The organism is Cognatiyoonia sp. (genome assembly GCF_965661665.1).
Classification (GTDB): domain Bacteria; phylum Pseudomonadota; class Alphaproteobacteria; order Rhodobacterales; family Rhodobacteraceae; genus Cognatiyoonia.
The window spans coordinates 73,168-98,271 of the sequence record NZ_CBFIEO010000001.1 but is presented as its reverse complement, the minus strand read 5'-3'; the positions used below and the strand labels follow the sequence as shown (position 1 = coordinate 98,271).

Below are 25,104 nucleotides of genomic sequence, written 5' to 3'. Positions count from 1 at the left end.
ATGTTACCCGAAATCAGACCTAAGCGAAGCCGCAAATGCCCAAGCCCACCTACATCCTTGGAATAGAAAGCAGCTGTGATGACACCGCCGCGGCTGTTCTTCGTCAGGATTATGGCGGCGTGTCGGTCTTGTCGTCCGTCGTCATGGGTCAAGACGAATTGCACCGCATGTTTGGTGGTGTCGTCCCTGAACTTGCTGCACGCGCGCATGTTGAAAAGCTGGATTTGGCGGTTGAAGAGGCGATCACGCAAAGCGGTGTCAAACTGCAAGAGATAAGCGTCATCGCCACAACCGCGGGTCCTGGTTTGATTGGCGGCGTTGTCTCTGGCGTTATGAGTGCGAAGGGTCTGAGTGCGGCCTTGAATGTGCCGCTCATCGGTGTGAACCATTTGGCCGGACACGCGTTGTCGCCAATGATCGAAGAGGACGTGCCTTTTCCTTATCTGATCCTCCTCGTTTCAGGTGGGCACTGCCAATTCCTGATCGCGCACAGCGCCGACAGGTTCACTCGGATCGGCGGGACGATAGACGATGCCCCGGGAGAGGCTTTTGACAAGGCCGCCCGCCTGCTCGGATTGCCACAACCTGGCGGCCCCAATATCGAGAAGGCCGCTCGCAACGGTGACGGGTCGCGAATCCCCCTGCCCCGCCCGCTGCTGAACAAGCCCGGATGTGATATGTCATTTTCCGGCCTCAAGACCGCGCTCTTGCGCGCAAGGGATGAGCGATTGGGCGGGGACAATACGATCACTGCCAGCGATCAAGCCGACCTTGCAGAGAGCTTTCAGGGCGCTGTTGCGGACATCCTGTTCGAGAAATCAAAACGTGCTTTGCAGCGCTACCTTGAAGAAAAGCCTGCCCACCGTAGCTTTGCCGTAGCCGGTGGTGTCGCAGCCAATCAGCTGATCCGTGCGCGGCTCCAAGAGGTTGCTGAAGAATTCGATTCGAAATTCGTGGCACCACCCCTCAAGTATTGCACTGACAATGCTGCCATGATCGCATTCGCTGGACTGCAACGGTTCAACGCAGGTGAACAGGACGACATGACGCTTTCTGCGCGGCCCCGCTGGCCACTTGATACGCAAAGCCCCGCCATGCTGGGATATGGAAAGAAGGGGGCCAAAGCATGAAGATTGCCGTTGCAGGTGCGGGCGCATTCGGGACAGCCTTGGCGATTTCATTGGCTCGGACTGGTAAGGACATTACACTGGTCGCTCGTAATGAAGCAGCCGCCCTTCAAATCAAACACGATGGGGTTTCACCTCGCCTCCCAAACGCTCCAATTCCTGAAAACCTGAAAGTCTCAGGCTCTGTTTCCAAAGTGGCTGACGCAGATGCAGTGCTGTTGGCCATTCCGACCCAGAAGCTTGGCACCTTCCTAGACGCGAATTCAGAAGCACTCTCTGACAAATTCCTGATCGCGTGCTGCAAGGGCATTGATTTGAAGACCCTCGCTGGCCCGACAACCGTAATCTCAACGACCATTCCAAATGCGCGCGCAGGCATCTTGACCGGTCCATCGTTCGCCGATGACATCGCCATTGGGCGACCGACAGCCCTCACCCTCGCGATATCAGACGCAGAACATGGCGAGCTTCTTCAGCACGCCCTCACGACCGAAGACCTCCGCATCTACCGAACCACTGATGTAATTGGCGCCGAAATGGGCGGTGCCCTTAAGAACGTCATTGCCATCGGCGCAGGCGGCGCGATTGGCGCAGGGCTTGGCGATAGCGCCCGCGCTGCCATGATGACCCGCGGGTTTGGTGAGATGCAGGTTTTGGCCACAACTCTCGGCGCAGACCCCAAAACCCTGAATGGACTAGCCGGATTTGGCGACCTTGTTCTGACCTGCACATCAAGCCTGTCCCGAAACTTCTCCTATGGGCTGGCGCTCGGCGCGGGAGAAACGCCTGATCCATCGAAGACAGTGGAGGGGGTCACAACCGCCCGCGCAGTCGTTGATCTTGCGCGCACCCACGATCTTGATCTACCGGTTTCAAAAGTCATCGCAGTAGTCTGCAACGGGGATATCACCATCCAAGATGCCTTGGCACACCTGATCGCCCGGCCACTGAGAGAGGAATGAACATGCTTTATGCTGTCATCACAAAAGACAAAGAAGGCGCGTTTCAAACCCGCCTCGACAATCGCCCAGCGCATGTCGAATATTTGAAAGCCTCAAAAGAAGTGCGCATGGCCGGACCCTTCGTTAATCCGGAGAGGACAATGCACGGCTCCCTCATCATTTTGGAATGTGACACACTTGACGACGCGAAGTCTTGGGCGGCTGACGACCCATATGCACAAGCGGGCTTGTTCGCGGATGTGCGCATCGAAGCATGGAACAAGGTGATCGGCTGATGGCACATTGGCTTTTCAAATCGGAACCCGATGTTTTTGGCTGGGACGACTTGACAGCAAAGGGTGAGGCTGGTGAAGAGTGGGATGGCGTTCGCAACTACCAAGCCCGCAACAACATGCGCGCGATGAAGCAGGGCGACACAGGCTTTTATTATCATTCACGCACAGGGCTTGAGATCGTGGGGATCGTCGAAGTTTGCGCAGAATCTCATCCCGACAGCACCACAGACGATGCGCGTTGGGATTGCGTTAATGTCAGAGCGGTTCGACCCTTCAAGAAGCCGGTCACGCTCGACATGATCAAAGCGGATCCACATCTTTCAGAGATGGTTTTGGTCAAAAACTCCCGGCTTTCAGTGCAACCCGTCACCGACAGGGAATGGCAAATTGTCTGCGAATTAGGCGAAACAAACCCCTAGCCCTGCGACGTTTTGGGGCGCAAACTGCTCTTAGCTCTAAGGTAGGGCACAATGGGATATCTTTCAGTAATCGTCGCAGCAATCGCCAGATTTGCGTTTGGGGCGGCATAATACATGGCGTTGTCAAAACTATAGGTGGAAGCGGCAAACATCAAAGTGGATGAAAACAGTCGGCCAGAGAACGTCACACCACTCCCCACATCATGGCATTCGTGGCGATGATCTTGATCGCGGGCATAATGCGGGTGACTTCGGTTCCGAAAATTTCGTCGGCGCGGAGCTGTAAACTATGACTTTCCCACATAGCCAAGGCCAATATCGTTTGACATGAAGTCTCAAGTTCAGAGAGCCGCGTTTGACCGACCCTTGAGAATGAAACTCGGTTGCTGCTCTCACAGTTTTCCGACTCCACCTTGTCATCCAGTGGGGAGATGTTGGTTGCCGCACTTACAACCGCCAAACAAAGTTCTGGACTCGCACGGACCTTCGACAGCTTCCAATTTGTCAGCGGCGTGATCCTACCCATGACATTCAAAGGTCGAAACGGATACCATTCATCTGGCAGATGGCTGTCAGGGTGAAAGAGCGCGACACCGATTGCTCAACATAGGAGTATGATGACAAACAAAAAGGCCGCACGAACGATCGTCATGCGGCCAATCTGAAACTTTCCGTCAGGCACTTAGTACCGGTAATGCTCTGACTTGAACGGCCCATCTACAGTGACGCCAATATAGTCGGCTTGCTCTTTGTCGAGCTTTGAGAGCTTTGCACCGATCCGCTCGAGGTGCAGGCGCGCCACTTTCTCATCCAGATGCTTGGGCAGGATAAAGACGCCAGGCTGATATTCGTCGCCCTTGGTCCAAAGTTCGATCTGCGCCAGCACTTGGTTGGTGAAGGAGGCCGACATCACAAAAGATGGGTGGCCAGTTGCGTTGCCAAGGTTCAAAAGACGCCCCTCGGACAGCAGGATCAGACGATTGCCATTCGGCATCTCGATCATGTCCACCTGCTCTTTGATGTTCGTCCACTTGTGGTTCTTCAGTGCAGCGACTTGGATTTCGTTGTCGAAGTGCCCGATGTTCCCGACGATCGCCATATCCTTCATCTCGCGCATGTGCTCGATACGGATGACGTCCTTGTTGCCGGTGGTCGTGATGAAGATGTCAGCGTCCGCCAACGCATCTTCGAGCAGGACAACTTCAAAACCGTCCATCGCGGCCTGCAATGCACAGATCGGGTCCACCTCTGTGACTTTCACGCGCGCACCTGCGCCACGCAGGGAAGCGGCGGAGCCTTTGCCCACGTCGCCGTAGCCCATCACAACCGCAACTTTACCGGCCATCATCGTGTCGGTCGCACGGCGGATGCCGTCGACCAGTGACTCTTTACAGCCGTACTTATTGTCGAACTTCGACTTTGTGACAGAATCGTTCACGTTGATCGCCGGGAACGGAAGTTGGCCATTCTTGTGCAGATCATAGAGTCGGTGAACACCGGTTGTTGTCTCTTCAGACACACCGATGATCTGCTCTTTAGTCTTGGTGAACCAGCCCGGGCTCGCTTCCATCCGTTTCGCAATCTGCGCTTTGATCACAGCTTCTTCTTCGGACTGCGGGACTGGGATGATCTCTTCACCAGCTTCGGCACGTGCGCCAAGCAGAACGTAAAGTGTCGCATCGCCGCCGTCGTCCAGAATTAAGTTTGGACCGTCTGGGAACATGAAGGATCTATCGAGGTAGTCCCAATGCTCTACCAAGGTCTGGCCCTTAATCGCAAAAACAGGCGTGCCGCCAGCAGCAATCGCCGCAGCCGCGTGGTCTTGCGTGGAGAAGATGTTGCAAGACGCCCAGCGCACATCTGCGCCAAGCTCAACCAAAGTCTCAATCAAAACAGCCGTTTGGATCGTCATGTGGAGCGACCCAACAATCCGCGCACCTTTCAATGGCTTGCTGTCCCCATACTCCGCACGAATGGCCATCAGGCCCGGCATTTCGGTTTCAGCGATGTCGAGTTCTTTCCTGCCAAATGCCGCGAGTTCAATGTCTTTGACAATATAGTCAGTCGTCATTTTCATGCACCTTTGCGCTATGTTTGGCTGGCGGATAACACGGGTAAGCAGTATCGACAATATGGTGTATTGGCAGAGCTTTTAGGTCCGTTTGGGAACGAGCATGGCGCAGAAAAGAGCATGGCAAAGGATGCTGTCTGGTCGCAGGCTGGACCTGCTTGACCCGACGCCAATGGATATCGAGATTGAGGATATTGCACATGGGCTATCTTTCGTTGCGCGATGGAACGGTCAAACGAAAGGCGATTTTGCGTATTCGGTTGCCGAACACTCCATTCTGGTCACTAAAATCCTGAAACGGATGGAGCCTAAGATTCCGAAGAAATGGATACTTGCAGCGCTCCTTCACGATGCGCCAGAGTATGTGATTGGCGATATGATTTCGCCAGTGAAAGCCGCGGTCGGGCCAGGATACGAAGATTTGGATGAACGATTGGCGACTGCGATCCATCTTCGGTTCGGGTTGCCCGCCAAGATCCCCCAAGCGATCAAACGTAAGATCAAAAGTGCGGACAAAATCAGCGCTTGGATGGAAGCGACACAGCTTGCGGGGTTCTCTGAAAATGAAGCCACAAAGTTCTTCGGAAAGGTGGATGCGAAACTGATTGAAGAGCTGACTCTGACACTCAGACCACCAATGGAGGTCCGCGAGGAATTCATTGAAATGCATGAGACGTTGTTGAAGCCACTCTGATGTTTACTGTTCGACCGATGGAACGTCGCGATGCGGCCACTTGCACAGATATTGTGAACTTCATTATCCGTCAGGGCGGCACAACAGCCTACGAGGAGGAGTACAGCGTCGAAGATTTTGATGCGCACTATCGCGAGGAAGCGGAGGTTTGTTTGGTCGCCGAAACCGGAGGCAAGGTTGTTGGCTTTCAGGGCATGTTTGATGTGGGTGATGGCGTCATATCGATTGGTAGCTTTGCAGATCAAGCAAACCCAAAACGAGGCGTTGGCCGCGCGTTGATCGAAGGTTCAATTGCTGAGGCAAAAAAGCGCGGGTTCAAATCGATCATAGCCAAGATCACCTCAGACAACATGCTTGGCCTCGCATACTATTCTCGCATGGGATTTATCAATGATCACATTATCCCGAATGACCATACGCGGAATGATGGCACCAGAGTTGATCGAATAGTGAAACGGCTGACGCTTTAGCGTGGGCTGCGTTTGGCAAGGATGCGCTGAAGTGTTCGGCGGTGCATGTTCAGCCGACGCGCCGTCTCAGAAACGTTGCGATCGCAAAGCTCATATACCCGCTGGATATGCTCCCACCGAACGCGGTCAGCACTCATCGGGTTTTCGGGTGGCGGTGGAAGCTCATCTGTCCGTGCAAGAAGCGCGTTGGTAACATCGGTCGCATCAGCAGGCTTCGCCATATAGTCGGTTGCACCAATCTTGACCGCAGCAACGGCCGTCGCAATCGCGCCGTAACCGGTGAGAACCACAATCCGGCTCTCCGGACGGCGCGCGCGGAGTGTTTCGACGACATCCAGACCATTTCCGTCCTCCAGTCGCAAATCGACAACAGCATAGGCAGGAGGTCGTGCGGTTGCGATTGTCTTGCCCTCAGATACTGACTGCGCTGTCTCAACCTGAAAGCCGCGCTTCTCCATTGCCTTGCCAAGACGACGCACAAATGCCTCATCATCGTCAACCAAAAGGAGTGATGGGTCAGGGCCTAAGTCTAAAGTATCGGTGATCATTTCGCTTTCTCCACCTCTCGAAGGTAGCGCCAGCGGAGATTGCGTCAAATATTCCTAACCCACGTGGCAAGCGATGCGATCTGCAACCGCTTGCGGGGAGTCGTCGCTCTTAAAAAAGTCGATGAAGCCGTCCTCTGGTGTGACCAAGTAGCTGAAAACACTGTGGTTCATCAGATAATACTCTGGATCTTCATCGGCGCGACTGTAGAACACCCGATATTCATCTGCTGCCGCTTTGACCTGCTCATCTGATCCTGTGAGGCCAATCATCTTGGAATGGAAGTTATTGGTATAGTCTTCCACCACCTCAACTGTATCCCGTGCCGGATCGATTGAGACGAAGACCGGCGTCAGATCGATACCGTTCTCCTCCAAGATATCTGTCGTAATCGCGTTCCGCTCTACATCCATTGGACAAAAATCAGGGCAGAAGGTGTAGCCGAAATAAAGAAGCGTTGGGCCGATGATCACGTCGGCTTCTGTCACCGTTTCACCTGCACCAGATACCAAGGTGAACGGTCCACCAATATCACCGCCTGCGACGACCGATGCCGAACAAGCACCTGCAACCATGCTCCCGCGCACAACAAAGAATGCCGTGCCAAGGATCAATGCGCCCAGCGCAGTGCCCGAAAGGATTGCTATTTTCTTGTCCATACTAGGTTCCCATACGTCGCATTGATCCGATCGCGTCCTGCGCATACCAATAAGCAGTCAAAATTCACCAATCACAACGGCGCGATGACCGAAACTGCCTACGAGATATTTCAGAAGAACCAGCGCAGCAACTGGGTCAGATTGCGTACCTTGGTCACGCTGCGGTGGTTTGCCATCATTGGTCAGATCACGGCAATATTGGTGGCTGTTCTCGTTTTCGGACTTCAAATCGAAGTTGCGCCAGCGATCTTGGTCGTTGGCAGCTCTGTTCTGGCAAACCTCTTTTCCAGCTTTCTTTATCCGGAGAACCGAAGACTGACGGAGCGTGAGGCGACTCTCATGCTCCTATTCGATATCGTGCAGCTCGCACTGCTGCTCTACCTCACTGGCGGCATCAATAATCCTTTCATGCTGCTGATCCTTGCACCCGTCACGATTGCTGCGACTGTCCTTCATCGGCGGAGCATGATGTTCGTGCTGTTTGCGGCTTTGATTGCGGTCACATTTCTGAGCCAAACCAGCATTCCTATTCTGACATCCACTGGTGAAGTGCTGGAACTGCCTGTCATATTCGGCTTTGGCTTCTGGGTCGCGCTTATGATTGGTGTGATCTTTTTAGCTGGCTATGCCCGTCAAGTCACGACCGAAATGCACGCAATGGGGGATGCGCTTTTGGCGACGCAACTTGCGCTGTCCCGTGAGCAAAAGTTGACCGACCTTGGTGGTGTTGTTGCAGCAGCGGCGCATGAATTGGGTACACCCCTTGCGACCATTAAGCTTGTCAGTACGGAACTTGTCGAAGACCTGAAGGGCAATGCCGATATGGTCGAAGATGTTCAACTGATTAGGGAACAAGCTGATCGTTGCCGAGAGATTTTACATTCCATGGGACGCGCTGGAAAAGACGACGCTCATCTGAAGACCGCACCTATTGAAGCCGTTGTTCGTGAAGCGGCGGAGCCACATATGGATCGCGGAAAGACGATCCTGTTTGATATCGCACCTGAGAATGACATGTCACTCGCCCAGCCGATTGTGTTACGTCGGCCTGAAATAATTCATGGTCTTCGGAACTTGATCCAGAACGCGGTGGACTTTGCCCATGAATGGGTGGAGATAGACATCTCTTGGACAGAGAACCGCTTGAATGTCCGCATCGTCGATGATGGACCTGGTATTCCAGCTTCGGTGATTGGTCGGATTGGTGATCCATTTGTGCGACGGCGGCGAACTTCACAGGATCAAGAAAATCGGCCTTCCTACGAAGGGATGGGTTTGGGACTCTTCATTGCTAAGACGCTGTTGGAGCGCAGCTCCGCCGATTTAAATTTTGCAAACGGTCAGTCATCGGAGTCCGAGTCCGATCATGTTGGCGCCATCATCAATGTCAGTTGGCCAAGACCCGCGATTGAATTTGGAAAGGGCGCGATGGGCAGTGCTTTGGGCGAAAACCAGCTGAACCTTCCGTAAGCAAGTTAACTCTTGGTTAACGACAGTTTTCCAATACTCACTTAGCTATAGGTGAGTCTTTCATGACATTTGCAATCCTCATCCCATTGGTTGTCCTTTGCGGCTTTGCAATTGGCATGGTGTTTCAGAGGTGGCGCATTTTGGATCCACCATTCTCTGATGCGAATGAGCGATTTTTGATACCGCCTTCCAAGAAAAGATGTTGCCAGGATGTCAGGCCGTATCTTTGAAACGTTTCCTGCTTCTCCCTTCAAATCAATCACTGCTTCTTACCTTCGCTAACGGCCATGCGTTTACCGTCAGTCGGACGTAAGCGACGGACGGACATTTCTTTCTGAAACTGACACCACGACAGAAGAATATCGAAAGCCTGCCACGCGTCGCGCAAAGAGAAGTTATCAAGATCCCTCAATAACCGCTTGCAGCGTTCAGCGGAGCAAGTAGTTTCAGGGCATGTCGCCTGCTATTCAAACGTTCGAGGTCTTGGAAGAGGCCGAAACAGATCAGCTTGCCACAAAGATCAGCCAACTCTTAAGCACAGGTGACACCATATTGCTTGAGGGTGATATTGGTGCAGGAAAGACAGCGTTCGGCCGTGCATTGATCAAAGCGCGATGTGGCCCCGCCACAGACGTCCCATCACCAACCTTCACCATTGTCCAGACCTACGACGCCGATGACATCGAGATATGGCATTGCGATCTTTATCGTTTGGGCGGACCTGACGACATTCTTGAACTTGGCTTGGATGCAGCTTTTAAGGACGCGGTCGTGCTTGTGGAGTGGCCCGATCGGCTGGGAGATTTGAAACCGTCTGATGCGCTTGAGCTTTCCATTTCGCTGGTAGGGGACAAGCGCCGGTTTTCTTTCTCAGGCTCTGCGAAATGGGCTAAGCGACTGGGCGATCTTAATGTCTAGTCGAGCGGACGAAAGACAAGCGTTTTTGGCCAGGGCAGGCTATGGGGATTGCCCCTTGGCAGCGCTGCCATCTGATGCCTCCGAACGCACGTATCACCGTTTACAACACACAAACGAGCAAGCGCTTCTCTTGATGGATGCGCCACCTGACAAATCGCTGGGTACACCAGAATTTGTGGTGCTGTCAGATAAGCTCTTGGAAAAAGGCATTGTCGCGCCGGAGGTCGTCGGAAAGAATTTGGATCAGGGTTTCCTGCTAATATCCGACTTGGGCTACAAGACAGCGAAGGCCCACCTTGATGTACACCCAGACGATGAAATTGAGGTATATGAGGCACTGACAGACCTCTTACTTCTGACGGAGACGATCACAGCCCCTGACCTTCCGGTTCTGGATGCAAAAGAGGCGGGCGACGCCCTGGCTGTTACAGCAGATTTCTATTTGAGAGACCCCACGCTGACACAACCATTGGCGGACCTCATGACTGAGGCATATGGGCTGTTCTGCGCGACAGACTACACTTTTGCTCTTCGGGATTATCATGTTGAGAATGCAATCTGGCGGCCTGATCAGGCTGGTCTTGACCGTATCGGTGTGTTGGATTTTCAAGACGCTGTACTTGCGCCCAAGGGGTATGATCTTGTTTCCCTCCTCCGCGATGCCAGACGGGATTTGAGCGATACCCTCACGGTGGCGATGACAGCCAGATATGTTGCGGACCATAATTTGAGTGCTGAATTTCAGCCGCAGTTCCATTGTCTTGCCCTACAGCGGAATTTGAAAATCCTCGGCATCTTTGCACGCCTCGCGCTGAACCCGCAGAAGAGGCGATACCTTCAGTTTCAATCGCGCGTGCTGCGCATGGTTCATGAGGACACGGAAAGACTTTGTTGGGCGCCTATGACGGACGTCATCAGAACGCACTTCCCGCTGGATGCGCACAAAAAATGACTACGCGTTTTCCCGCCCTCCTCTATGCCGCTGGGATTGGAACGCGGATGAGGCCGCTGACCGACGACAGGCCCAAGCCTCTGATCATCGTTGGCGGCGAAATGCTTGTGGAGCACGCAATAAATGCGCTTAGATCCGACCACGTCAAACACGTCGTTATAAACACACATTACCTCGCCGATCAGATTCAGTCTCTAGACTTTGATCGTAAGGTCACTTTCTCCTACGAAGAGACATTGAAAGAAACTGGCGGCGGGCTCAAACATGCGCGTGCATTGCTTGCCAGTGACACGGTCATCACACTCAATTCCGACGCCGTTTGGGTAGGACCAAACCCTGTCGATACCTTGGTGCCCCACTGGTCTGGGGAAATGGATGGTCTCTTGCTTCTTGTCCCAGCAGATCGCGCTGCAGGGCATAAGGGCGCCGGCGACTTTGACATAGACGATTCTGGTCGTCTGAAGCGTGGTACGTCAAGCATCTACACGGGGCTTCAGATCATTCGGACGGAGGTGTTCGAAGCCCATCCAAAAGATGTCTTTTCCACCAATAAGATTTGGGAAATGATGCTTGAAAAGGGCACGCTTTACGGAGCCATTTATTCCGGCCAGTGGTGCGATGTCGGATGGCCGGGCGCCATTGAAATTGCAGAAGAGTTGTTGGAGCAGTCCACATAGATGATGACCCGCGCGCCGAACATTTATGGACTGCCACCCGGTGTCGATGTTGGCGGCGCGTTTGTTAACGGCTTCCTGAAAGCGACGATCAATCTTTCCCCGCACGAGCGTGCACAATCCGTCATCTTTGTGAACACTTCGCGGATGCGCAAAAGGCTTCAGGACGCATTTGCGGCATCTGGTGCAATGCTCTTGCCATGCATCCGATTGATTACAGACCTCGCCAACGATGACGGCGCGGGGGACGCGGTGCAATCACCGCTCGCCATGAAACTGGAAATCGCAAAGATCATTGCGGGTCTTCTCGATGCCGCGCCAGAGCTTGCCCCGCGATCGTCGGTTTTTGCTTTGGCGGATTCATTGATTGAGTTGGTCAATGAAATGGCCGCGGAAGAGGTGACATTTGACCAGATCGCCGAGCTGGATGTGATGGACCAATCGGGGCATTGGAAGCGAACGCTAGAGTTCCTGAAGATCATCGCGCCCTATGCCAGCACTTTGGCGACGCCAGATCATCGATTGTCCAAAGCAGTGGCACAGCAAATAGGCGAGTGGCAAAATTTACCACCGAAGTTCCCAGTCTTTGTTGTGGGGTCGACCGGCTCCCGAACGCCGACGCGGAATTTGATGCGGGCCGTGGCGCGTCTGGATAATTGCGGTGTCATCCTCCCTGGATTTGACCAGCATATGCCGTTCAATATTTGGAAAAGTCTGAGCGCGACCGACAGACAGCCGGATCAGGAAGACCACCCTCAGTTCAGGTTTTGGAAGCTGTTGCTGTCTTTAGGGATCGAGCCAAGTGACGTCCGGCCTTGGGCATCGCAGGCAGTCAATCACGCAACCCAAAACGAGCTTGTCTCCCTCGCGTTACGACCAGCGCCCGTGACGGATGGGTGGCGCGAAGACGGTCCAAACTTGGGTGATCTGCTTGCGTGCACCAGCAATATCTCACTTCTTGAAGCGCCAACGCCAAAGGTGGAAGCAGAAGCCATTGCGCTGCGCCTCATGCAAGCCATCACCGATGGACAAACGGCGGCGTTAATCTCCCCGAACCGAGTTCTGACACGGCAGGTCGCTGCCGCGCTGGACCGATGGAAAGTTGTGGCCGACGACAGTGCAGGAGTGCCGCTTCATCTCACGCCGCCGGGGCGCCTCTTTGGTCACGTCGCTGATCTTCTGGTCTCTGATTTAACGGCGGAACTCCTCCTCACCACCTTAAAACACCCGCTCACACACACCGGCGCGCCAAGGGGCAACCATCTTCTTTGGACCCGAGAGTTGGAACTCAGGCTGCGCAAGACGGGAAAAGTTTTGGTCAATCGGGAGATCATTGAAGAGTGGACGACAGAGAAGGATCAAGGCGGCAAGCCAGTACGCGAATGGTCCGATTGGTTACTGTCCGTTTTCTTCGTCGAAGACCACGAGGTCCAAGATGCGGAGGAACTGCTCAACACCCACATCGCACTGACCGAACGCATTTGCGCCGGTCCTGAAGGGACAGAGAGCGGTGAGCTTTGGGACAAGGCCGAAGGTCGCGAAGCACAGAAGCAGTGTGCCAATCTTAGGGCGAATATTGGCAATGCCGGACCGCTCAGTAAGCGGGATTATGCAGCGCTGTTTTCCAACGTCTTCTCAAAGGAAACCGTCCGCAATCCGGACACAGGCCGTTCCGACATTCTAATCCTTGGAACGCTCGAGTCGCGCGTGAACACGACAGATCTTGTTATCCTTGGCGGCCTGAATGAAGGGATTTGGCCGCAATCCTCGAACCCTGATCCTTGGCTAAACAGACAGCTGAGACAGAACGCCGGCCTGCTGTCACCCGAACGCCAAGTCGGCCTGTCCGCGCATGATTTTCAACAGGGCATGGGCGCAAGGGTGGTGATGATCTCACGCTCGATCCGCAACGATGAGTCCGAAACGGTTCCCTCCCGCTGGGTCAATCGCTTGACGAATTTGCTCGAGGGGCTTTCAGAAACCAATGGTCCAGAGGCATTGAGGGCGATGCGTGCGCGTGGTCAGGTCTGGGCAGACTGTGCATCGGCGCAATTGGACCAATCATCCAAGATTGACGCCGCCCACCGTCCATCCCCAAGACCACCAACCAATCATCGACCAACTCAGCTTTCAGTGACACAAATCAAGACGCTGATCCGCGACCCCTATGCGATCTACGCGAAGAAACTGCTCAATTTGCCGGAACTCAACACGCTTGCGCAAAAGCAGGAATATCAGCTGAAAGGCATCCTCTATCACAAAATTTTACAGCTCTTCATCGAAAGCAAGGCAGACGTTTTCAATCCTTCAGCAGAACCGACGCTCATAAGCCTTGGTGAGAAATTGATTGCAGGGGAATGCCCTTGGCCAGCGATCCGCGTGCGCTGGCAGACAGACTTTGCCAAGGTCACCCCCCTGTTCATTGCCGCCGAACAACAGCGCCAGAGTGAGGCCAAGAATATCGGGACGGAAACGAAGGGTCGGCTCAAACTCACGAACCCTGAATTCACACTCACCTGTGAGGCAGACCGGATTGATCTAGCCGAAAGTGGGGCGATCATCTACGACTACAAGACTGGTGAGCCACCGACCAAAAAACAGCAAATGATTTTCGACAAACAGTTGCTCCTCGAAGCCGCCATGATGGAGCTTGGTGCGTTTTCCGGTATTGCGGCCCAGTCTGTGCAGAAGGCGCAATTCCTCGGCATCAAAAAGGACATGAAGATTGTTGATGCGCCGCTTAATGAGGTCAGCCCAGCGCAAGTGATCGAGGATTTCAAAGCACTCATCGAAAACTGGCGCGATCAAAGCCGTGGCTACACCGCGCGGATGGCGATGCTGAAGAAAGATGCCTTCAGCGCCTATGATCATCTGTCCCGCTTCGGCGAATGGGGTCCGAGTGATGATGCTTCATCTGAGGACGTCGCATGATCCGGAATGATGCCACACAAACCCAAGTTGATGCTGCTGATCCGCAGTTAAACACATGGCTGACCGCGAATGCCGGTTCGGGCAAGACGCGGGTTCTGACCGACCGCGTGGCCCGTTTGTTGCTGGACGGTGTCGATCCGCAAAACGTCCTCTGCCTGACATATACGAAAGCCGCAGCATCCGAGATGCAAAACCGCTTGTTCCGGCGATTGGGCAAGTGGTCAATGCTGTCTGACGCCGAACTCCGTAACGATCTGGATGAGCTGGGGGTCGAAGACCGCACAGGGCAAGTGAGCCTGCCAACCGCGCGCCGGCTTTTTGCCCGCGCAATTGAAACGCCGGGCGGTTTGAAGATCCAAACGATCCATTCGTTCTGCTCAAGCATCTTGCGCCGCTTCCCCCTGGAAGCCCATATCAGCCCGCAGTTCAAAGAACTGGATGAGGTGTCCGCCAAAGCGCTCCAATCGGAAGTCTTAGACGAAATCTCAGATGGACCAAAGGCGCAGGTTTTTCGGGATTTCCTGTTCCATTTCGGGGGCAGCGATCTTGAGCCGATGCTGGCTTCTATCCTGAAGAATGCCGAGGTGTTTCGTGTGCTGTTCGATCCGGTGAAGACCAAAGGCATCCTCAATCTTCCCGCATCGGTCACAGTACATAGCCTGCTTCAATCAGTATTCACGCCCGGTTGGGACAATATGCTGAAACGGGTTTGCGTGGCGATGCAGAGCGGTTCACCAAAGGAACAAGACACGGCACAAAAGATTGCTCCATTGGTGGCAGAGGTGCCGAGCACATCTCTCCTTGAAAGGTTGGGGTCTGTTGTTCTGTTTGGTCCGAAAACAAAACGACCCTTTGGCGCAAAAGTTGGTTCCCTTCCCAATGTTGCTACGCAAAAAGCCCATCCCGACCTCATGGATGAGCTCAATTCGTTCATGAAAGCCGTCGAAGCAGCCCGCGATCACCAGCTTGCCCTGCAAGCGTTCGAGCGGGCCGATGCGCTCCACCATTTTGGTGAGCTTTTCTGCAAATCCTACGCCGCAAAAAAACTCGCGCTAGGCCTCCTCGACTTTGATGATCTGATCACAAAGGCGCTGGCCCTTTTTCAAGACCCCAAGGTCGCGCAATGGGTGTTGTTCCGCATTGATGGTGGGATCGACCACCTGCTTGTGGACGAAGCCCAAGACACCAGCCCCCCGCAATGGGCAGTCATCCGCGCACTTACTGAGGAATTCACCTCTGGCCAATCCGCGCGCGGTAACATCGCCCGCACGATCTTTGTCGTCGGTGACAAAAAGCAATCGATCTATTCGTTCCAAGGGGCTGACCCGCGTGAGTTTGACCGAATGCAAGCGCACTTCAATCAGGCCTTGGTCAATGCCCAACAGAATCTGGCGACACCAACGCTTCAACACTCCTTCCGCTCCGCTGCGGCAATCCTGAGATTTGTCGATCAGGTCTTTATCGGTGACCTTGGGACTGCAATCGGCGGCAGCGCCATACATCTCCCGTTTCATCATGACATGCCGGGACGGGTCGACCTTTGGCCGCATATCGAGGCGATGAAAGACAATGACGGGGACGGCGAGTGGTTCAATCCAATCGACCAACTTCAGGACACCCACCACACCGTGCAATTGGCGGAGCGGATCGCGGGCCAAATCCAACATATGATGTGTCACGAGAGCTTGCCAAAGCGCGATCCTGCCTCCGGCGATTTTGTCGGACGAAAGATCACGGAGGGTGACTTCCTCATCTTGGTCCAGCGGCGATCCGAACTTTTCACCGAAATCATTCGCGCTTGCAAATCAAGGGGGCTCAGAATTGCAGGTGCTGACCGGCTTGAACTGACCGCGGAACTTGCTGTGAAAGACATCCTCGCCGTCCTGAGCTTTCTGGCCTTGCCAGAAGACAGCTTGTCACTGGCCTCGGCGCTCAAATCTCCTCTCTTCGGATGGAGCGAGGCAGACCTTTACGGGCTCGCCTATCACCGGACGGAGGATTATCTGTGGCAGGCCCTGCGCGACAGCGACACGCACCCTCAAACGCTTGAGGTTCTCAATGACCTCCGTTCAAAGTCTGACTTCCTTCGTCCCTACGAACTGATCGAACGTCTTCTGACCAAACACAAGGGGCGTGAGAAACTGTTGTCACGCCTTGGGATGGAAGCCGCGGACGGGATTGATGCGCTGTTGGCGCAGGCGCTCAAATACGAATCCAACGGCACGCCTAGCTTAACTGGCTTCCTCTGCTGGACGGAAGTTGAAGCGGCCAAAATCAAACGCCAGATGGACAGCCAATCAGACGAAATCCGTGTGATGACAGTGCACGGTGCCAAAGGTTTGGAAGCCCCGATTGTCATTCTGCCAGACACAGGCAAACGCAAGAACCAAGTCAAAGAAGGTGTCGTCACCATCAATGGCTCCGCCTTCATAAAAACCAGCAAAGACACTGCCCCTAAGGCTATCTTTGATGCAATGGAGGAGATGAAGGAACGCCAAGAAGCGGAGCGGATGCGCCTTCTCTATGTTGCCATGACGCGGGCAGAGAATTGGCTGATTCTTTGCGGTGCGGGCGACGTCGGGAAGGACGGCGAAAGCTGGTTCAAAATCGCTGAAGCCACGATGGCGCATATGGGGAAAGTCGACTGCACTTCAGATGGCTTGGAGTTTCAGAGGTTTGAAACAGACACATGGCCCACTGTGCAGAGCCAGACTTCGGCCACAACCAGCACCTCTCCCATCTCAGCCCTAACTTTCGCAACACCAGCGGAACCCCTGAACCTCGCCCCACTCTCCCCGTCTGATCTAGGCGGTGCGAAAGCCCTTCCTGGAGAAGTCTTCGATATAGAAAATGGTATGGCTCGTGGGCGTGTGATCCACACGCTTTTGGAACATCTGCCATCAGTTGCCGTGGAACAGCGTCAGAATTTGTCAAACCGGTTGATTCAATCTCATCCAGACGGGCATTTGTTTGATGAGCCGTCCTCAGCCATAGTTCTTGATTTGCTCGCAGACAAAAACCTCAATTGGGTTTTCGCACCAGAGGCGCTGGCAGAAGTGCCCATAACAGCGGAGCTGCCAGAACTGGACAACAGAAAAATCCTTGGCTTCATCGACCGATTGATCGTGACCGATACGTCCGTAACCGCAATTGATTTCAAAACGAACGCAACGGTGCCGCAAAGCCCTAATGAGGTTCCCGAAGGCTTGCTCCGCCAAATGGGCGCATACTCCGCAGCACTTAAACAAATCTACCCGAAACATGCGATCACTACTGGCCTTCTTTGGACGAAGACGGGTGAGGTGATGATTTTACCTGACGATCTTGTTTCAAAGGCTCTCTCCCGCGTGAACGTGCCTTGACCAACTGATGCGTCGTTCATACCTTCCGTTCTCGAAGAATTCGTAATGGAGGCCACAATGGCTACAGTCGCAGTATCAGATGCAACATTCGACGCCGAAGTGCGCCAGTCCGACATTCCCGTTGTCGTCGATTTTTGGGCAGAGTGGTGTGGCCCCTGCAAACAGATCGGCCCAGCGCTTGAAGAGCTGTCCGAAGAAATGGGCGGCAAGGTCAAGATCGTCAAAGTGAACGTGGACGAGAACCCAAATTCACCTGCACAGATGGGTGTGCGAGGTATTCCAGCGCTCTTCCTGTTCAAAGGTGGTGAAGTGGTGTCAAACCGTGCGGGGGCTGCGCCAAAAGCAGCGCTTCAAGGCTGGATTGAAGAATCCATCTAGCAATTTCACGACATTGATCGAAAGGGGCGCTCACAGCGCCCCTTTTTTGTTGCACCTTGCTGTTGTGGGTGGTGATCTCCATATAACTCACCAACGAAAGGAAAATGTGATGGCGTCAGAAGAGTTTCCGGGTTGGCACGGCACAACGATTATCGGTGTGCGCAAAGGTGGTGAGGTTGTCATCGCAGGCGACGGACAGGTCAGCCTTGGACAGACCGTCATCAAAGGAACCGCGCGGAAAGTGCGCCGCTTGTCACCAGGTGGGCATGACGTCGTTTCCGGCTTTGCGGGGTCCACCGCGGATGCCTTCACATTGCTTGAACGTCTTGAGAAGAAGCTGGAAGCAACTCCTGGCCAGCTCGCCCGCGCTTCTGTCGAATTGGCGAAAGACTGGCGCACGGACAAATACCTGCAAAAGCTCGAAGCGATGCTGATTGTCAGCGATGGGACAGAGCTGTTTGTCATCACCGGCGCCGGCGACGTGCTTGAGCCTGAGCATGATGTCACGGCCATCGGATCCGGCGGGAATTTCGCACTTGCGGCAGGCCGCGCCTTGATGGGCACCAAGAAATCAGCAGAAGAGGTTGCGCGCGAGGCAATGGCCATCGCCTCTGACATCTGCGTCTACACGAACGGCAATTTGACGGTTGAGACCATCAAAGCATGATCGGAAACGATGATCTCAAGGCGGCTGTTGGCGCAGGCATTGTTTCAGAACAACAAGCCGCCTCTTTGGTCAGCCTCGCGCACAGCCGGAACGGCGCGCGGGAAAACCTTGATCCGGGTGTTGAGCCGTTCGAGCTGTTCAAAGGGTTCAATGAGATCTTCATCGTTATTGGTCTGGTGATCCTGTCTGTCGGCTGGTGGGGCGTCAGCGCTGCGATCTACACAAGCTCCATCACCAATCCGCAACAAGCCACGATTCCGTTTGGCCTTGTTGGGGCTACAACGATCTGGCTGCTTTCCGAATACTTTGTCCGCCGCCGTCGCATGGTCGCCCCCGCGATAGCCCTATCAATCCTGTTTGCCATAAACGCGGCCATTGCGCTGACCGCTTATTTCGCGGAACCCTTCATGGTTGCGCAGGAGGATTTCGGCTCCCTCCCCCTGCCCTTTGCTTTGGGCACGGTCGCGCTTTTGATCTATTGGTTCCGGTTCAAAGTCCCATTCGCAATGGCGATGATCGCGGTTGGTTTGTTCATCGTTGCGATCCTCTTTGAAGCGACACAAAGCGGCACGCCATCCTCTCCTAAAGATCTTTTCTTGCTCTCTGCTGGCGGCCCGTTTGCATGGATCACTCTGGCGCTCGGCATCGCGGTCTTCGTCGTCGCAATGATCTTTGACATGAGCGACCCACACCGTGTGACCCGCAGATCGGCCAACGGATTTTGGCTTCACGTCGTCGCAGCCCCCGCACTCGTCAACACTATCGCCCTGTCCTTGCTGTCGCAAGAGAGCACAGGCAGCAACGCTATCCTATTCGGCATCCTCATCATCTTCGGCATCGTCGCGATTATCATTGATCGACGTTCCTTCCTGATTGCGGCCATTGGCTATGTCGTGGCCTTGGCCGCGACTGTTTTCGAAGGTAATGGTGCGATGACCACCATCCTGATCTTAGGCATTGTCCTGCTCCTCCTCGGAGCGTTTTGGGAGAAAATCCGCGCGCGTCTTCTGAAAGTCGTGCCAGGATTTGTCCCGCTCGACCGCCTACCTCCATCTGTAGGACTTGATTGTTATGACTGACCTGACCCCACGCGAAATCGTATCTGAGCTTGATCGATTTATCATCGGACAGAAAGACGCCAAACGCGCCGTGGCTGTCGCCTTACGCAATCGGTGGCGCAGAAAACAGTTGGGTGATGATTTGCGTGATGAGGTCTATCCAAAAAATATCTTGATGATCGGGCCAACCGGCGTCGGCAAGACGGAGATTTCACGCCGTCTGGCAAAGCTTGCCCGGGCGCCATTCATCAAAGTCGAAGCAACAAAATTCACGGAAGTTGGCTATGTCGGTCGTGATGTCGAACAGATCATCCGCGATTTGGTTGAGACGGCGATTGTTGAGACAAGGGAGTACATGCGCGAAGACGTGAAAGCCAAAGCGCTCGAAGCCGCCGAAGACCGCGTCATCACAGCCATCGCCGGCACCGACGCGCGCGACGGCACGCGGGAGATGTTCCGCAAAAAGCTGAAAGCGGGTGAACTTGATGACACGATGATCGAGCTTGAACTCAGCGACACATCCAATCCCTTTGGTGGATTTGAAGTTCCAGGCCAACCCGGTGGTGGAATGGGCAGCATGATGAACATCAGCGACCTATTCGGCAAAGCAATGGGTGGCCGGACCGTGAAGAAACGCATGACCGTGGCCCAAAGCTATGACGCCCTGATCGCCGATGAGGCTGACAAACTTTTGGATGATGAGACCGTAACCAAAGCGGCGCTTGAAGCGGTCGAAGAGAATGGCATCGTGTTCTTGGACGAGATCGACAAGGTTTGCGCTCGCGCGGAAAACCGCGGTGCTGATGTGAGCCGTGAAGGGGTGCAACGTGACCTCCTTCCACTGATCGAAGGCACAACCGTGAGCACCAAACACGGCCCGATCAAAACCGACCATATACTTTTCATCGCATCAGGCGCGTTTCATGTAGCCAAGCCATCAGACTTGCTACCAGAATTGCAGGGCCGCTTGCCGATCCGTGTTGAGCTTCGCGCCCTGACTGAAGAGGACTTCATCCGCATCCTAACGGAGACGGACAATGCGCTGACGCTGCAATACTCTGCCCTGATGAAGACAGAAAAAGTGACCGTGACGTTTCAGAAATCAGGCATCGCGCAGCTCGCCAAAATCGCAGCTGAGGTGAATGAATCGGTTGAGAATATCGGCGCGCGTCGCCTTTACACCGTGATTGAGCGTGTGTTCGAGGACTTGTCCTTCACCGCCCCTGACCGCGCGCGGGAAGAGATCTTCATTGATGAGGCTTTCGTCGAAACCCACCTTGGTGAATTGGCACGCACAACAGATGTCAGCCGCTACGTGCTTTAGCGCTTTCCCTTCTGAGCATTTCGACCCATCAATAGTCGGATGAGCCGTTCCGATAGATATCTGAAATTCATACTCGAAAACCTGCCGTACCTCGCGGCGGGTTTCCTGTTGATGTTCATCTCGGGTCTTGGGCAGACATACTTCGTCTCCATCTTCAGTGGTGAAATCCGTGGGGCATTCCAACTGTCTGACGGTGACTGGGGCTTTCTCTATATGGTCAGCACCGGTCTCTCCGCGATTGTCATGGTGTTCGCAGGCACGCTCGCCGACCGCTTTCGCATTAGGGGCTTGAGCGCGGCAGTCATCGCTTTGCTTGCTGTTGGCTGTGTTTTGATTTCCCAAATCACATCTGTTTACGCGCTGTTTGCAGTGATTTTCTGTCTACGGTTTGCAGGGCAAGGCATGGCCAGCCACCTTGCCGTTGTTGCCATGTCGCGGTGGTTCATCGCCACACGGGGGCGTGCCATTGCCGTCGCCTCCCTCGGTTTCATGATTGGTGAGGCGACGATGCCGTTGATCATGGTCTGGTTAAAGTCCTTCATCGACTGGCGCACCCTTTGGATCGGGTTTTCCTTTTTTGCGCTCGCCATGATCCCTATTCTGTTTGTGCTGCTTGCCAAAGAGCGTCAGCCCAGCACGATGGCGCGGGCGGACGAAAGCACGGGAATGGGAGGCCGTCATTGGAGCCGGGCAGAGGTGATCCGCACCCCACTTTTTTGGATGTTGGCCCCTGCGGTTGCCTTGCTGCCAGCATTCGGCACAGCATTCTGGTTTCACCAAGTGCATTTCGCCGAAATCAAAGGTTGGACGCATCTCGCCCTCGTGGCCGTCTTCCCACTCAGCACCATCACCCTCGCATTTTCAACGATCCTGTACGGCTGGTTGATCGACAAAGTTGGCGCGGTCAGATTACTGCCAGTCTACCTCACGCCTGTCGTCTTCGCCTTCTTCCTGCACGGTCTTTCGACTGAAACGTGGACGGTAGGCATAGCAATGATCCTCATGGGTTTGGCGGGGGGCGGACAGGCAACGGTTTTGAGCGCATGTTGGGCAGAGATTTATGGAACCAAACACCTCGGCGCGATCAAATCGGCGATTGCCGCATTGATGGTCGCGGGATCGGCAGCCGGACCTTGGATCACAGGTGCATTGATTGATGCAGGCGTTTCTTACGAACGCCAGTTGATCTGGATTGCTGGCATTTTTGCCGCTGCTGCGCTGTTTCAGTTCGTCCCGCGCAACAAAATTCTAGCGCTGACGCCGTAGATAGATGTAAAGCGCACCGTCGCCACCGTGCCGCTGATGTGCTGGCGTGAATTGGAGAATGATACCATTCAGCGGTGGTGTGGTCAGCCAAACCGGAACCTGCCTGCGCAACACACCGCGCTGGACTTGAAACGGTCCTCTCGGCTCCGCCCGATCGCCTTTGCCTGTGATGACAAGAACGAGACGCCGCCTTTCTGAATGCGCATCCAATAGAAACCGGATCAAGGCAGGATGCGCTTGTGAGACTGTCATCCCGTGAAGGTCAATTTTGCGTTCTGGTTTTAGCTTGCCCCGCTTCAGTTTTGCGAATGCAGACGCATCCATGCGCAAACTATTCCCTTTGGCCAAAGCAACAGGAGCCGCGTTCGATTTTTCGCCCAAACTGAAGGGGATAATGGACACAGAATGTTCGGCCGTAGCAGGCCCCTGAACCTCGCCAAGCTCGACCTGCTCCATCATCCGCTTCGGATCGAGTGGTTCAGCCTGTCGTGCGACGCTGTCCCAAAGGGCGCGTTCATCTGGCGAAACTTGCCTGCGTTTCTTCATGTATCACTTTGATCAAGTTTCGACAGCGCATATTCAATCGGCATGAGCATGACCATCCGGCCACTGTCCTTAATCCGGCCCGCCTCTAGCCCAGCCGCAAGACCTGTCCCGTAGAAAATATCAGCACGTTGCGCACCTTTGATTGCGGACCCGGTATCTTGCGCAATCATCAATTGCTGGATTGGACTCTTGCCATCCTTCTCAACCCAAATGGGCGCACCTAATAGGTTTACCGAAGGATCAACCGCGATGCTGCGCATGGTCGTGATGGAACGGTTCATGGCGCCAAGCGGTCCCCGTTCCGGTGGCACTTCGTTCACCTCGCGGAAAAAGACATAGCTGTCGTTGAGCCAAAGTAGTTCGCGCCCTTCTTCAGGATTACGCCGGACCCAATTGCGGATCGCACTCGCTGAAATCTGATGTGCTTCAAGAGCACCACGCGCGACAAGCGTCTGACCGACAGAGGTGTATTGATGCCCGTTCTTTCCCGCGAACCCAACACGGATCACATCGCCATCCGGCAGCCTGATCCGGCCAGAGCCTTGCACCTGCAGGAAGAAACGATCAACCGGGTCTTCAAGCCAAGCGATCTCCAACCCTTTATCGGCGAGCAGCCCCTGCTCTTCAATCGCGCGCCGCGTGGAGTAACGACGACCTGAGACAAGATCAGCAGGGCGTTTGTAGATTGGAAAACTATACTGATCCGTCGGTTCGAGTGAGCCAGCAATTTCGGGCTCAAAGTATCCCGTGAAAAGCGTCGGTGTTCCGTCGGTAATCTCTACCGGTTGGAAGAAAAGCTCAAAGAAGTCTTTGGCGTTTGGCCGCTCCAAAGCTAAGGCACATAGGCGCTGCCACTCTGGCCGATCAATGTCTGGGCAAGTCTCTAAAAATACGCGCAGCGCAGCTTCGTGATCGTCGTCGTTCCAGCCGATCAGATCATCGAATGTCAGCTTGGTGTAGGTTACATCGGCCACTGCAGCACCAGCCATTGAAATAGACAGAAGGGTTGGTGCTAGCAGTCTTGCAATCATTCGCCCGTTGCGACAAGGCGCCAGTTTGGATCGTCGGTGCCCATGACACGCGCAAAGATCCAGACATCTTTTTGACGCTTGATGTCGGTGTCATTGCCTTCGATCACGTCACCCGCTTTGTCCCACACCTGATAGGTCAACTCACTCATGAACTTCATAGTCAGTTCTGCTTCGTTCGTTTTGCTATCAAACTCAGCGTCTTTGAGGCTCATCTCGCTCACGCCAATGAAATTCGCCTCAATGGTCAAACCCTTTTCTTCACGGTCGCGGACAACGCCATCGAACGCTTCATATACATCATCCGAAATGTAAGGCTGGATGCTGGCCAGATCGCCATTCTCAAACGCCATCAAAATCATTTCATAGGCACCGCGCGCGCCCTGCAAGAATTCAGAAACGCTGAAATTTGGATCAACGCGCTTCATCTCTGCCAGCGCAGCAGCGGCTGGGCTGTTCTCATCAACATGGTCGACGATGTCTGGGTCCGGCCCTCCTTCGATGACTTCGAAATCGCGCGCAGTTTGGCGGGATGTGCTCCGGTCCTGTTGGATTGGTGGCTTCTCAAACCCTTCGCGCGCGCCAAGCACGTTGCGCAGGCGCAAGATCAGGAAGAGAGCGATTCCGGCAAGAACAAGAAGCTGTATAACCGAAGAGTTCATTTGGACCTCATTTCACTGACGGCATGGAAACGGCCATCGACGTTGCTTATGTAGGTCAGAGGTTGAGGTGAGTCCACCTTAGCACAATGAAACATTCGTTAGGATTACTCTATGTGGCTCTTCGCGTTGTTCGTGGCCATCCCTCTGATCGAAATTGCACTGTTCATTCAAGTGGGTGGTGCCATCGGCTTGTTCCCAACCTTGGGCGTTGTGATCGTGACTGCGATCCTTGGGACATGGCTGGTGCGCAGTCAAGGCTTGCAGGAATTGGCAAACCTTCAGAACACCTTTAACGAATTACGCGATCCAACTGAAACGCTCGCCAACAGTGCGATGATCCTGTTTTCTGGCGCGCTACTCTTGACGCCTGGGTTCTTCACGGATGCAGTGGGTTTCGTGCTGTTGGTGCCTCTATTCCGCAAGCGCATCTTCGAATGGGCACAAAAGCGCGTGAAGGTCGCGCATTTTGAAATGGGCGATGGGTTTCAGTCCCCCAATCAATCGCGGCAGCCCGATGATAAAATCATCGAGGGAGAGTTTGAGGATCTGGGCGACCCAAAAAGTCCAACAAGCAAACCATCCAGTTGGACAAAACACTGACAGCATTTTCATTGAGGACCGTCAATCAGACTGCTAAGACGATCC

Annotated in this window: 25 protein-coding genes; 18 read left to right on the top strand and 7 right to left on the bottom strand. The window is 54.2% G+C overall.

Features of this window, described 5'->3' with window-relative positions; all coding sequences use genetic code 11:
* Positions 1–35: 35 nt before the first annotated feature.
* From tsaD to ACTF5F_RS00485, 4 genes are read left to right on the top strand one after another with little or no spacing between them, the layout of a single operon-like run.
* Complete coding sequence (tsaD, locus tag ACTF5F_RS00500) at positions 36–1,130, top strand: tRNA (adenosine(37)-N6)-threonylcarbamoyltransferase complex transferase subunit TsaD (protein WP_438954921.1); 1,095 nt, start codon at positions 36–38, stop codon at positions 1,128–1,130.
* The gene (locus tag ACTF5F_RS00495; RefSeq protein WP_438954920.1) at positions 1,127–2,089 is read left to right on the top strand and encodes an NAD(P)H-dependent glycerol-3-phosphate dehydrogenase; all 963 of its coding nucleotides are present in this window, start codon (positions 1,127–1,129) and stop codon (positions 2,087–2,089) included. The genes tsaD and ACTF5F_RS00495 overlap by 4 nt, the downstream gene beginning before the upstream one ends.
* A gap of 2 nt (positions 2,090–2,091) precedes the next feature.
* Positions 2,092–2,364: a YciI family protein gene (locus tag ACTF5F_RS00490; protein ID WP_438954919.1), complete on the top strand. Its 273-nt coding sequence runs from the start codon at positions 2,092–2,094 to the stop codon at positions 2,362–2,364.
* The gene (locus ACTF5F_RS00485; RefSeq protein WP_438954918.1) at positions 2,364–2,783 is read left to right on the top strand and encodes an EVE domain-containing protein; all 420 of its coding nucleotides are present in this window, start codon (positions 2,364–2,366) and stop codon (positions 2,781–2,783) included. Before ACTF5F_RS00490 ends, ACTF5F_RS00485 begins: the two co-directional genes overlap by 1 nt.
* A 184-nt stretch (positions 2,784–2,967) precedes the next feature.
* Here ACTF5F_RS00485 and ACTF5F_RS00480 read toward each other — a convergent pair whose 3' ends face one another.
* Both ACTF5F_RS00480 and ahcY read right to left on the bottom strand, forming a co-directional pair.
* Positions 2,968–3,309, bottom strand: a complete 342-nt coding sequence (locus tag ACTF5F_RS00480; RefSeq protein WP_438954917.1) for an extensin family protein — start codon at positions 3,307–3,309, stop codon at positions 2,968–2,970.
* 156 nt (positions 3,310–3,465) lie between these two features.
* On the bottom strand, positions 3,466–4,854 hold the full coding sequence (gene ahcY / locus ACTF5F_RS00475) for an adenosylhomocysteinase (protein WP_438954916.1): 1,389 nt from the start codon (positions 4,852–4,854) through the stop codon (positions 3,466–3,468).
* A gap of 103 nt (positions 4,855–4,957) precedes the next feature.
* Between ahcY and ACTF5F_RS00470 the strand changes: the two genes are divergently transcribed.
* Complete coding sequence (locus tag ACTF5F_RS00470) at positions 4,958–5,548, top strand: YfbR-like 5'-deoxynucleotidase (RefSeq protein WP_438954915.1); 591 nt, start codon at positions 4,958–4,960, stop codon at positions 5,546–5,548.
* Entirely contained in the window at positions 5,548–6,018 is a 471-nt protein-coding gene (locus ACTF5F_RS00465; RefSeq protein WP_438954914.1) for a GNAT family N-acetyltransferase, read from the top strand. Before ACTF5F_RS00470 ends, ACTF5F_RS00465 begins: the two co-directional genes overlap by 1 nt.
* On the opposite strand, the gene ACTF5F_RS00460 is transcribed toward ACTF5F_RS00465, so the two are convergent.
* Both ACTF5F_RS00460 and ACTF5F_RS00455 read right to left on the bottom strand, forming a co-directional pair.
* Positions 6,015–6,566, bottom strand: coding sequence for an ActR/PrrA/RegA family redox response regulator transcription factor (locus ACTF5F_RS00460; protein WP_438954913.1), 552 nt, complete (start codon positions 6,564–6,566; stop codon positions 6,015–6,017). The two genes, ACTF5F_RS00465 and ACTF5F_RS00460, sit on opposite strands and share 4 nt — an antisense overlap.
* Positions 6,567–6,620: 54 nt before the next feature.
* Entirely contained in the window at positions 6,621–7,223 is a 603-nt protein-coding gene (locus tag ACTF5F_RS00455) for an SCO family protein (RefSeq protein ID WP_438954912.1), read from the bottom strand.
* A gap of 84 nt (positions 7,224–7,307) precedes the next feature.
* Here ACTF5F_RS00455 and regB point away from each other — a divergent pair, with 84 nt between their 5' ends.
* The 11 genes from regB to ACTF5F_RS00400 all read left to right on the top strand — a co-directional run bounded on the left by regB (position 7,308) and on the right by ACTF5F_RS00400 (position 22,223).
* Positions 7,308–8,693, top strand: coding sequence for a sensor histidine kinase RegB (gene regB, locus ACTF5F_RS00450; protein ID WP_438954911.1), 1,386 nt, complete (start codon positions 7,308–7,310; stop codon positions 8,691–8,693).
* A gap of 453 nt (positions 8,694–9,146) precedes the next feature.
* Complete coding sequence (gene tsaE, locus ACTF5F_RS00445) at positions 9,147–9,611, top strand: tRNA (adenosine(37)-N6)-threonylcarbamoyltransferase complex ATPase subunit type 1 TsaE (protein WP_438954910.1); 465 nt, start codon at positions 9,147–9,149, stop codon at positions 9,609–9,611.
* A gap of 55 nt (positions 9,612–9,666) precedes the next feature.
* Positions 9,667–10,563, top strand: a complete 897-nt coding sequence (locus ACTF5F_RS00440; RefSeq protein WP_438954909.1) for a phosphotransferase — start codon at positions 9,667–9,669, stop codon at positions 10,561–10,563.
* Positions 10,560–11,240 carry a nucleotidyltransferase family protein gene (locus ACTF5F_RS00435; RefSeq protein WP_438954908.1) on the top strand — a complete coding sequence of 227 codons (681 nt, stop codon included), beginning with the start codon at positions 10,560–10,562 and terminating at the stop codon, positions 11,238–11,240. The genes ACTF5F_RS00440 and ACTF5F_RS00435 overlap by 4 nt, the downstream gene beginning before the upstream one ends.
* Entirely contained in the window at positions 11,241–14,168 is a 2,928-nt protein-coding gene (gene addB, locus ACTF5F_RS00430; RefSeq protein ID WP_438954907.1) for a double-strand break repair protein AddB, read from the top strand.
* The gene (addA, locus tag ACTF5F_RS00425) at positions 14,165–17,530 is read left to right on the top strand and encodes a double-strand break repair helicase AddA (protein ID WP_438954906.1); all 3,366 of its coding nucleotides are present in this window, start codon (positions 14,165–14,167) and stop codon (positions 17,528–17,530) included. Before addB ends, addA begins: the two co-directional genes overlap by 4 nt.
* 57 nt (positions 17,531–17,587) lie before the next feature.
* Positions 17,588–17,908 (top strand): thioredoxin, encoded by a 321-nt coding sequence (gene trxA / locus ACTF5F_RS00420; RefSeq protein WP_438954905.1) that lies wholly within the window; start codon positions 17,588–17,590, stop codon positions 17,906–17,908.
* Positions 17,909–18,017: 109 nt separating this feature from the next.
* Positions 18,018–18,575, top strand: a complete 558-nt coding sequence (gene hslV, locus ACTF5F_RS00415) for an ATP-dependent protease subunit HslV (protein ID WP_438954904.1) — start codon at positions 18,018–18,020, stop codon at positions 18,573–18,575.
* The gene (locus ACTF5F_RS00410; RefSeq protein ID WP_438954903.1) at positions 18,572–19,654 is read left to right on the top strand and encodes a hypothetical protein; all 1,083 of its coding nucleotides are present in this window, start codon (positions 18,572–18,574) and stop codon (positions 19,652–19,654) included. The genes hslV and ACTF5F_RS00410 overlap by 4 nt, the downstream gene beginning before the upstream one ends.
* The gene (gene hslU / locus ACTF5F_RS00405) at positions 19,647–20,957 is read left to right on the top strand and encodes an ATP-dependent protease ATPase subunit HslU (RefSeq protein WP_438954902.1); all 1,311 of its coding nucleotides are present in this window, start codon (positions 19,647–19,649) and stop codon (positions 20,955–20,957) included. Before ACTF5F_RS00410 ends, hslU begins: the two co-directional genes overlap by 8 nt.
* A gap of 39 nt (positions 20,958–20,996) precedes the next feature.
* Entirely contained in the window at positions 20,997–22,223 is a 1,227-nt protein-coding gene (locus tag ACTF5F_RS00400) for an MFS transporter (RefSeq protein ID WP_438954901.1), read from the top strand.
* Here ACTF5F_RS00400 and ACTF5F_RS00395 read toward each other — a convergent pair.
* From ACTF5F_RS00395 to ACTF5F_RS00385, 3 genes are read right to left on the bottom strand one after another with little or no spacing between them, the layout of a single operon-like run.
* Complete coding sequence (locus tag ACTF5F_RS00395; RefSeq protein ID WP_438954900.1) at positions 22,206–22,769, bottom strand: Smr/MutS family protein; 564 nt, start codon at positions 22,767–22,769, stop codon at positions 22,206–22,208. The genes ACTF5F_RS00400 and ACTF5F_RS00395 overlap by 18 nt on opposite strands.
* Positions 22,766–23,800 (bottom strand): murein transglycosylase A, encoded by a 1,035-nt coding sequence (gene mltA / locus ACTF5F_RS00390; protein ID WP_438954899.1) that lies wholly within the window; start codon positions 23,798–23,800, stop codon positions 22,766–22,768. The genes ACTF5F_RS00395 and mltA overlap by 4 nt, the downstream gene beginning before the upstream one ends.
* Positions 23,797–24,459, bottom strand: a complete 663-nt coding sequence (locus tag ACTF5F_RS00385; protein WP_438954898.1) for a Tim44/TimA family putative adaptor protein — start codon at positions 24,457–24,459, stop codon at positions 23,797–23,799. The genes mltA and ACTF5F_RS00385 overlap by 4 nt, the downstream gene beginning before the upstream one ends.
* Positions 24,460–24,570: 111 nt before the next feature.
* Here ACTF5F_RS00385 and ACTF5F_RS00380 point away from each other — a divergent pair, with 111 nt between their 5' ends.
* The gene (locus tag ACTF5F_RS00380) at positions 24,571–25,059 is read left to right on the top strand and encodes an FxsA family protein (RefSeq protein WP_438954897.1); all 489 of its coding nucleotides are present in this window, start codon (positions 24,571–24,573) and stop codon (positions 25,057–25,059) included.
* Positions 25,060–25,104 lie beyond the last annotated feature (45 nt).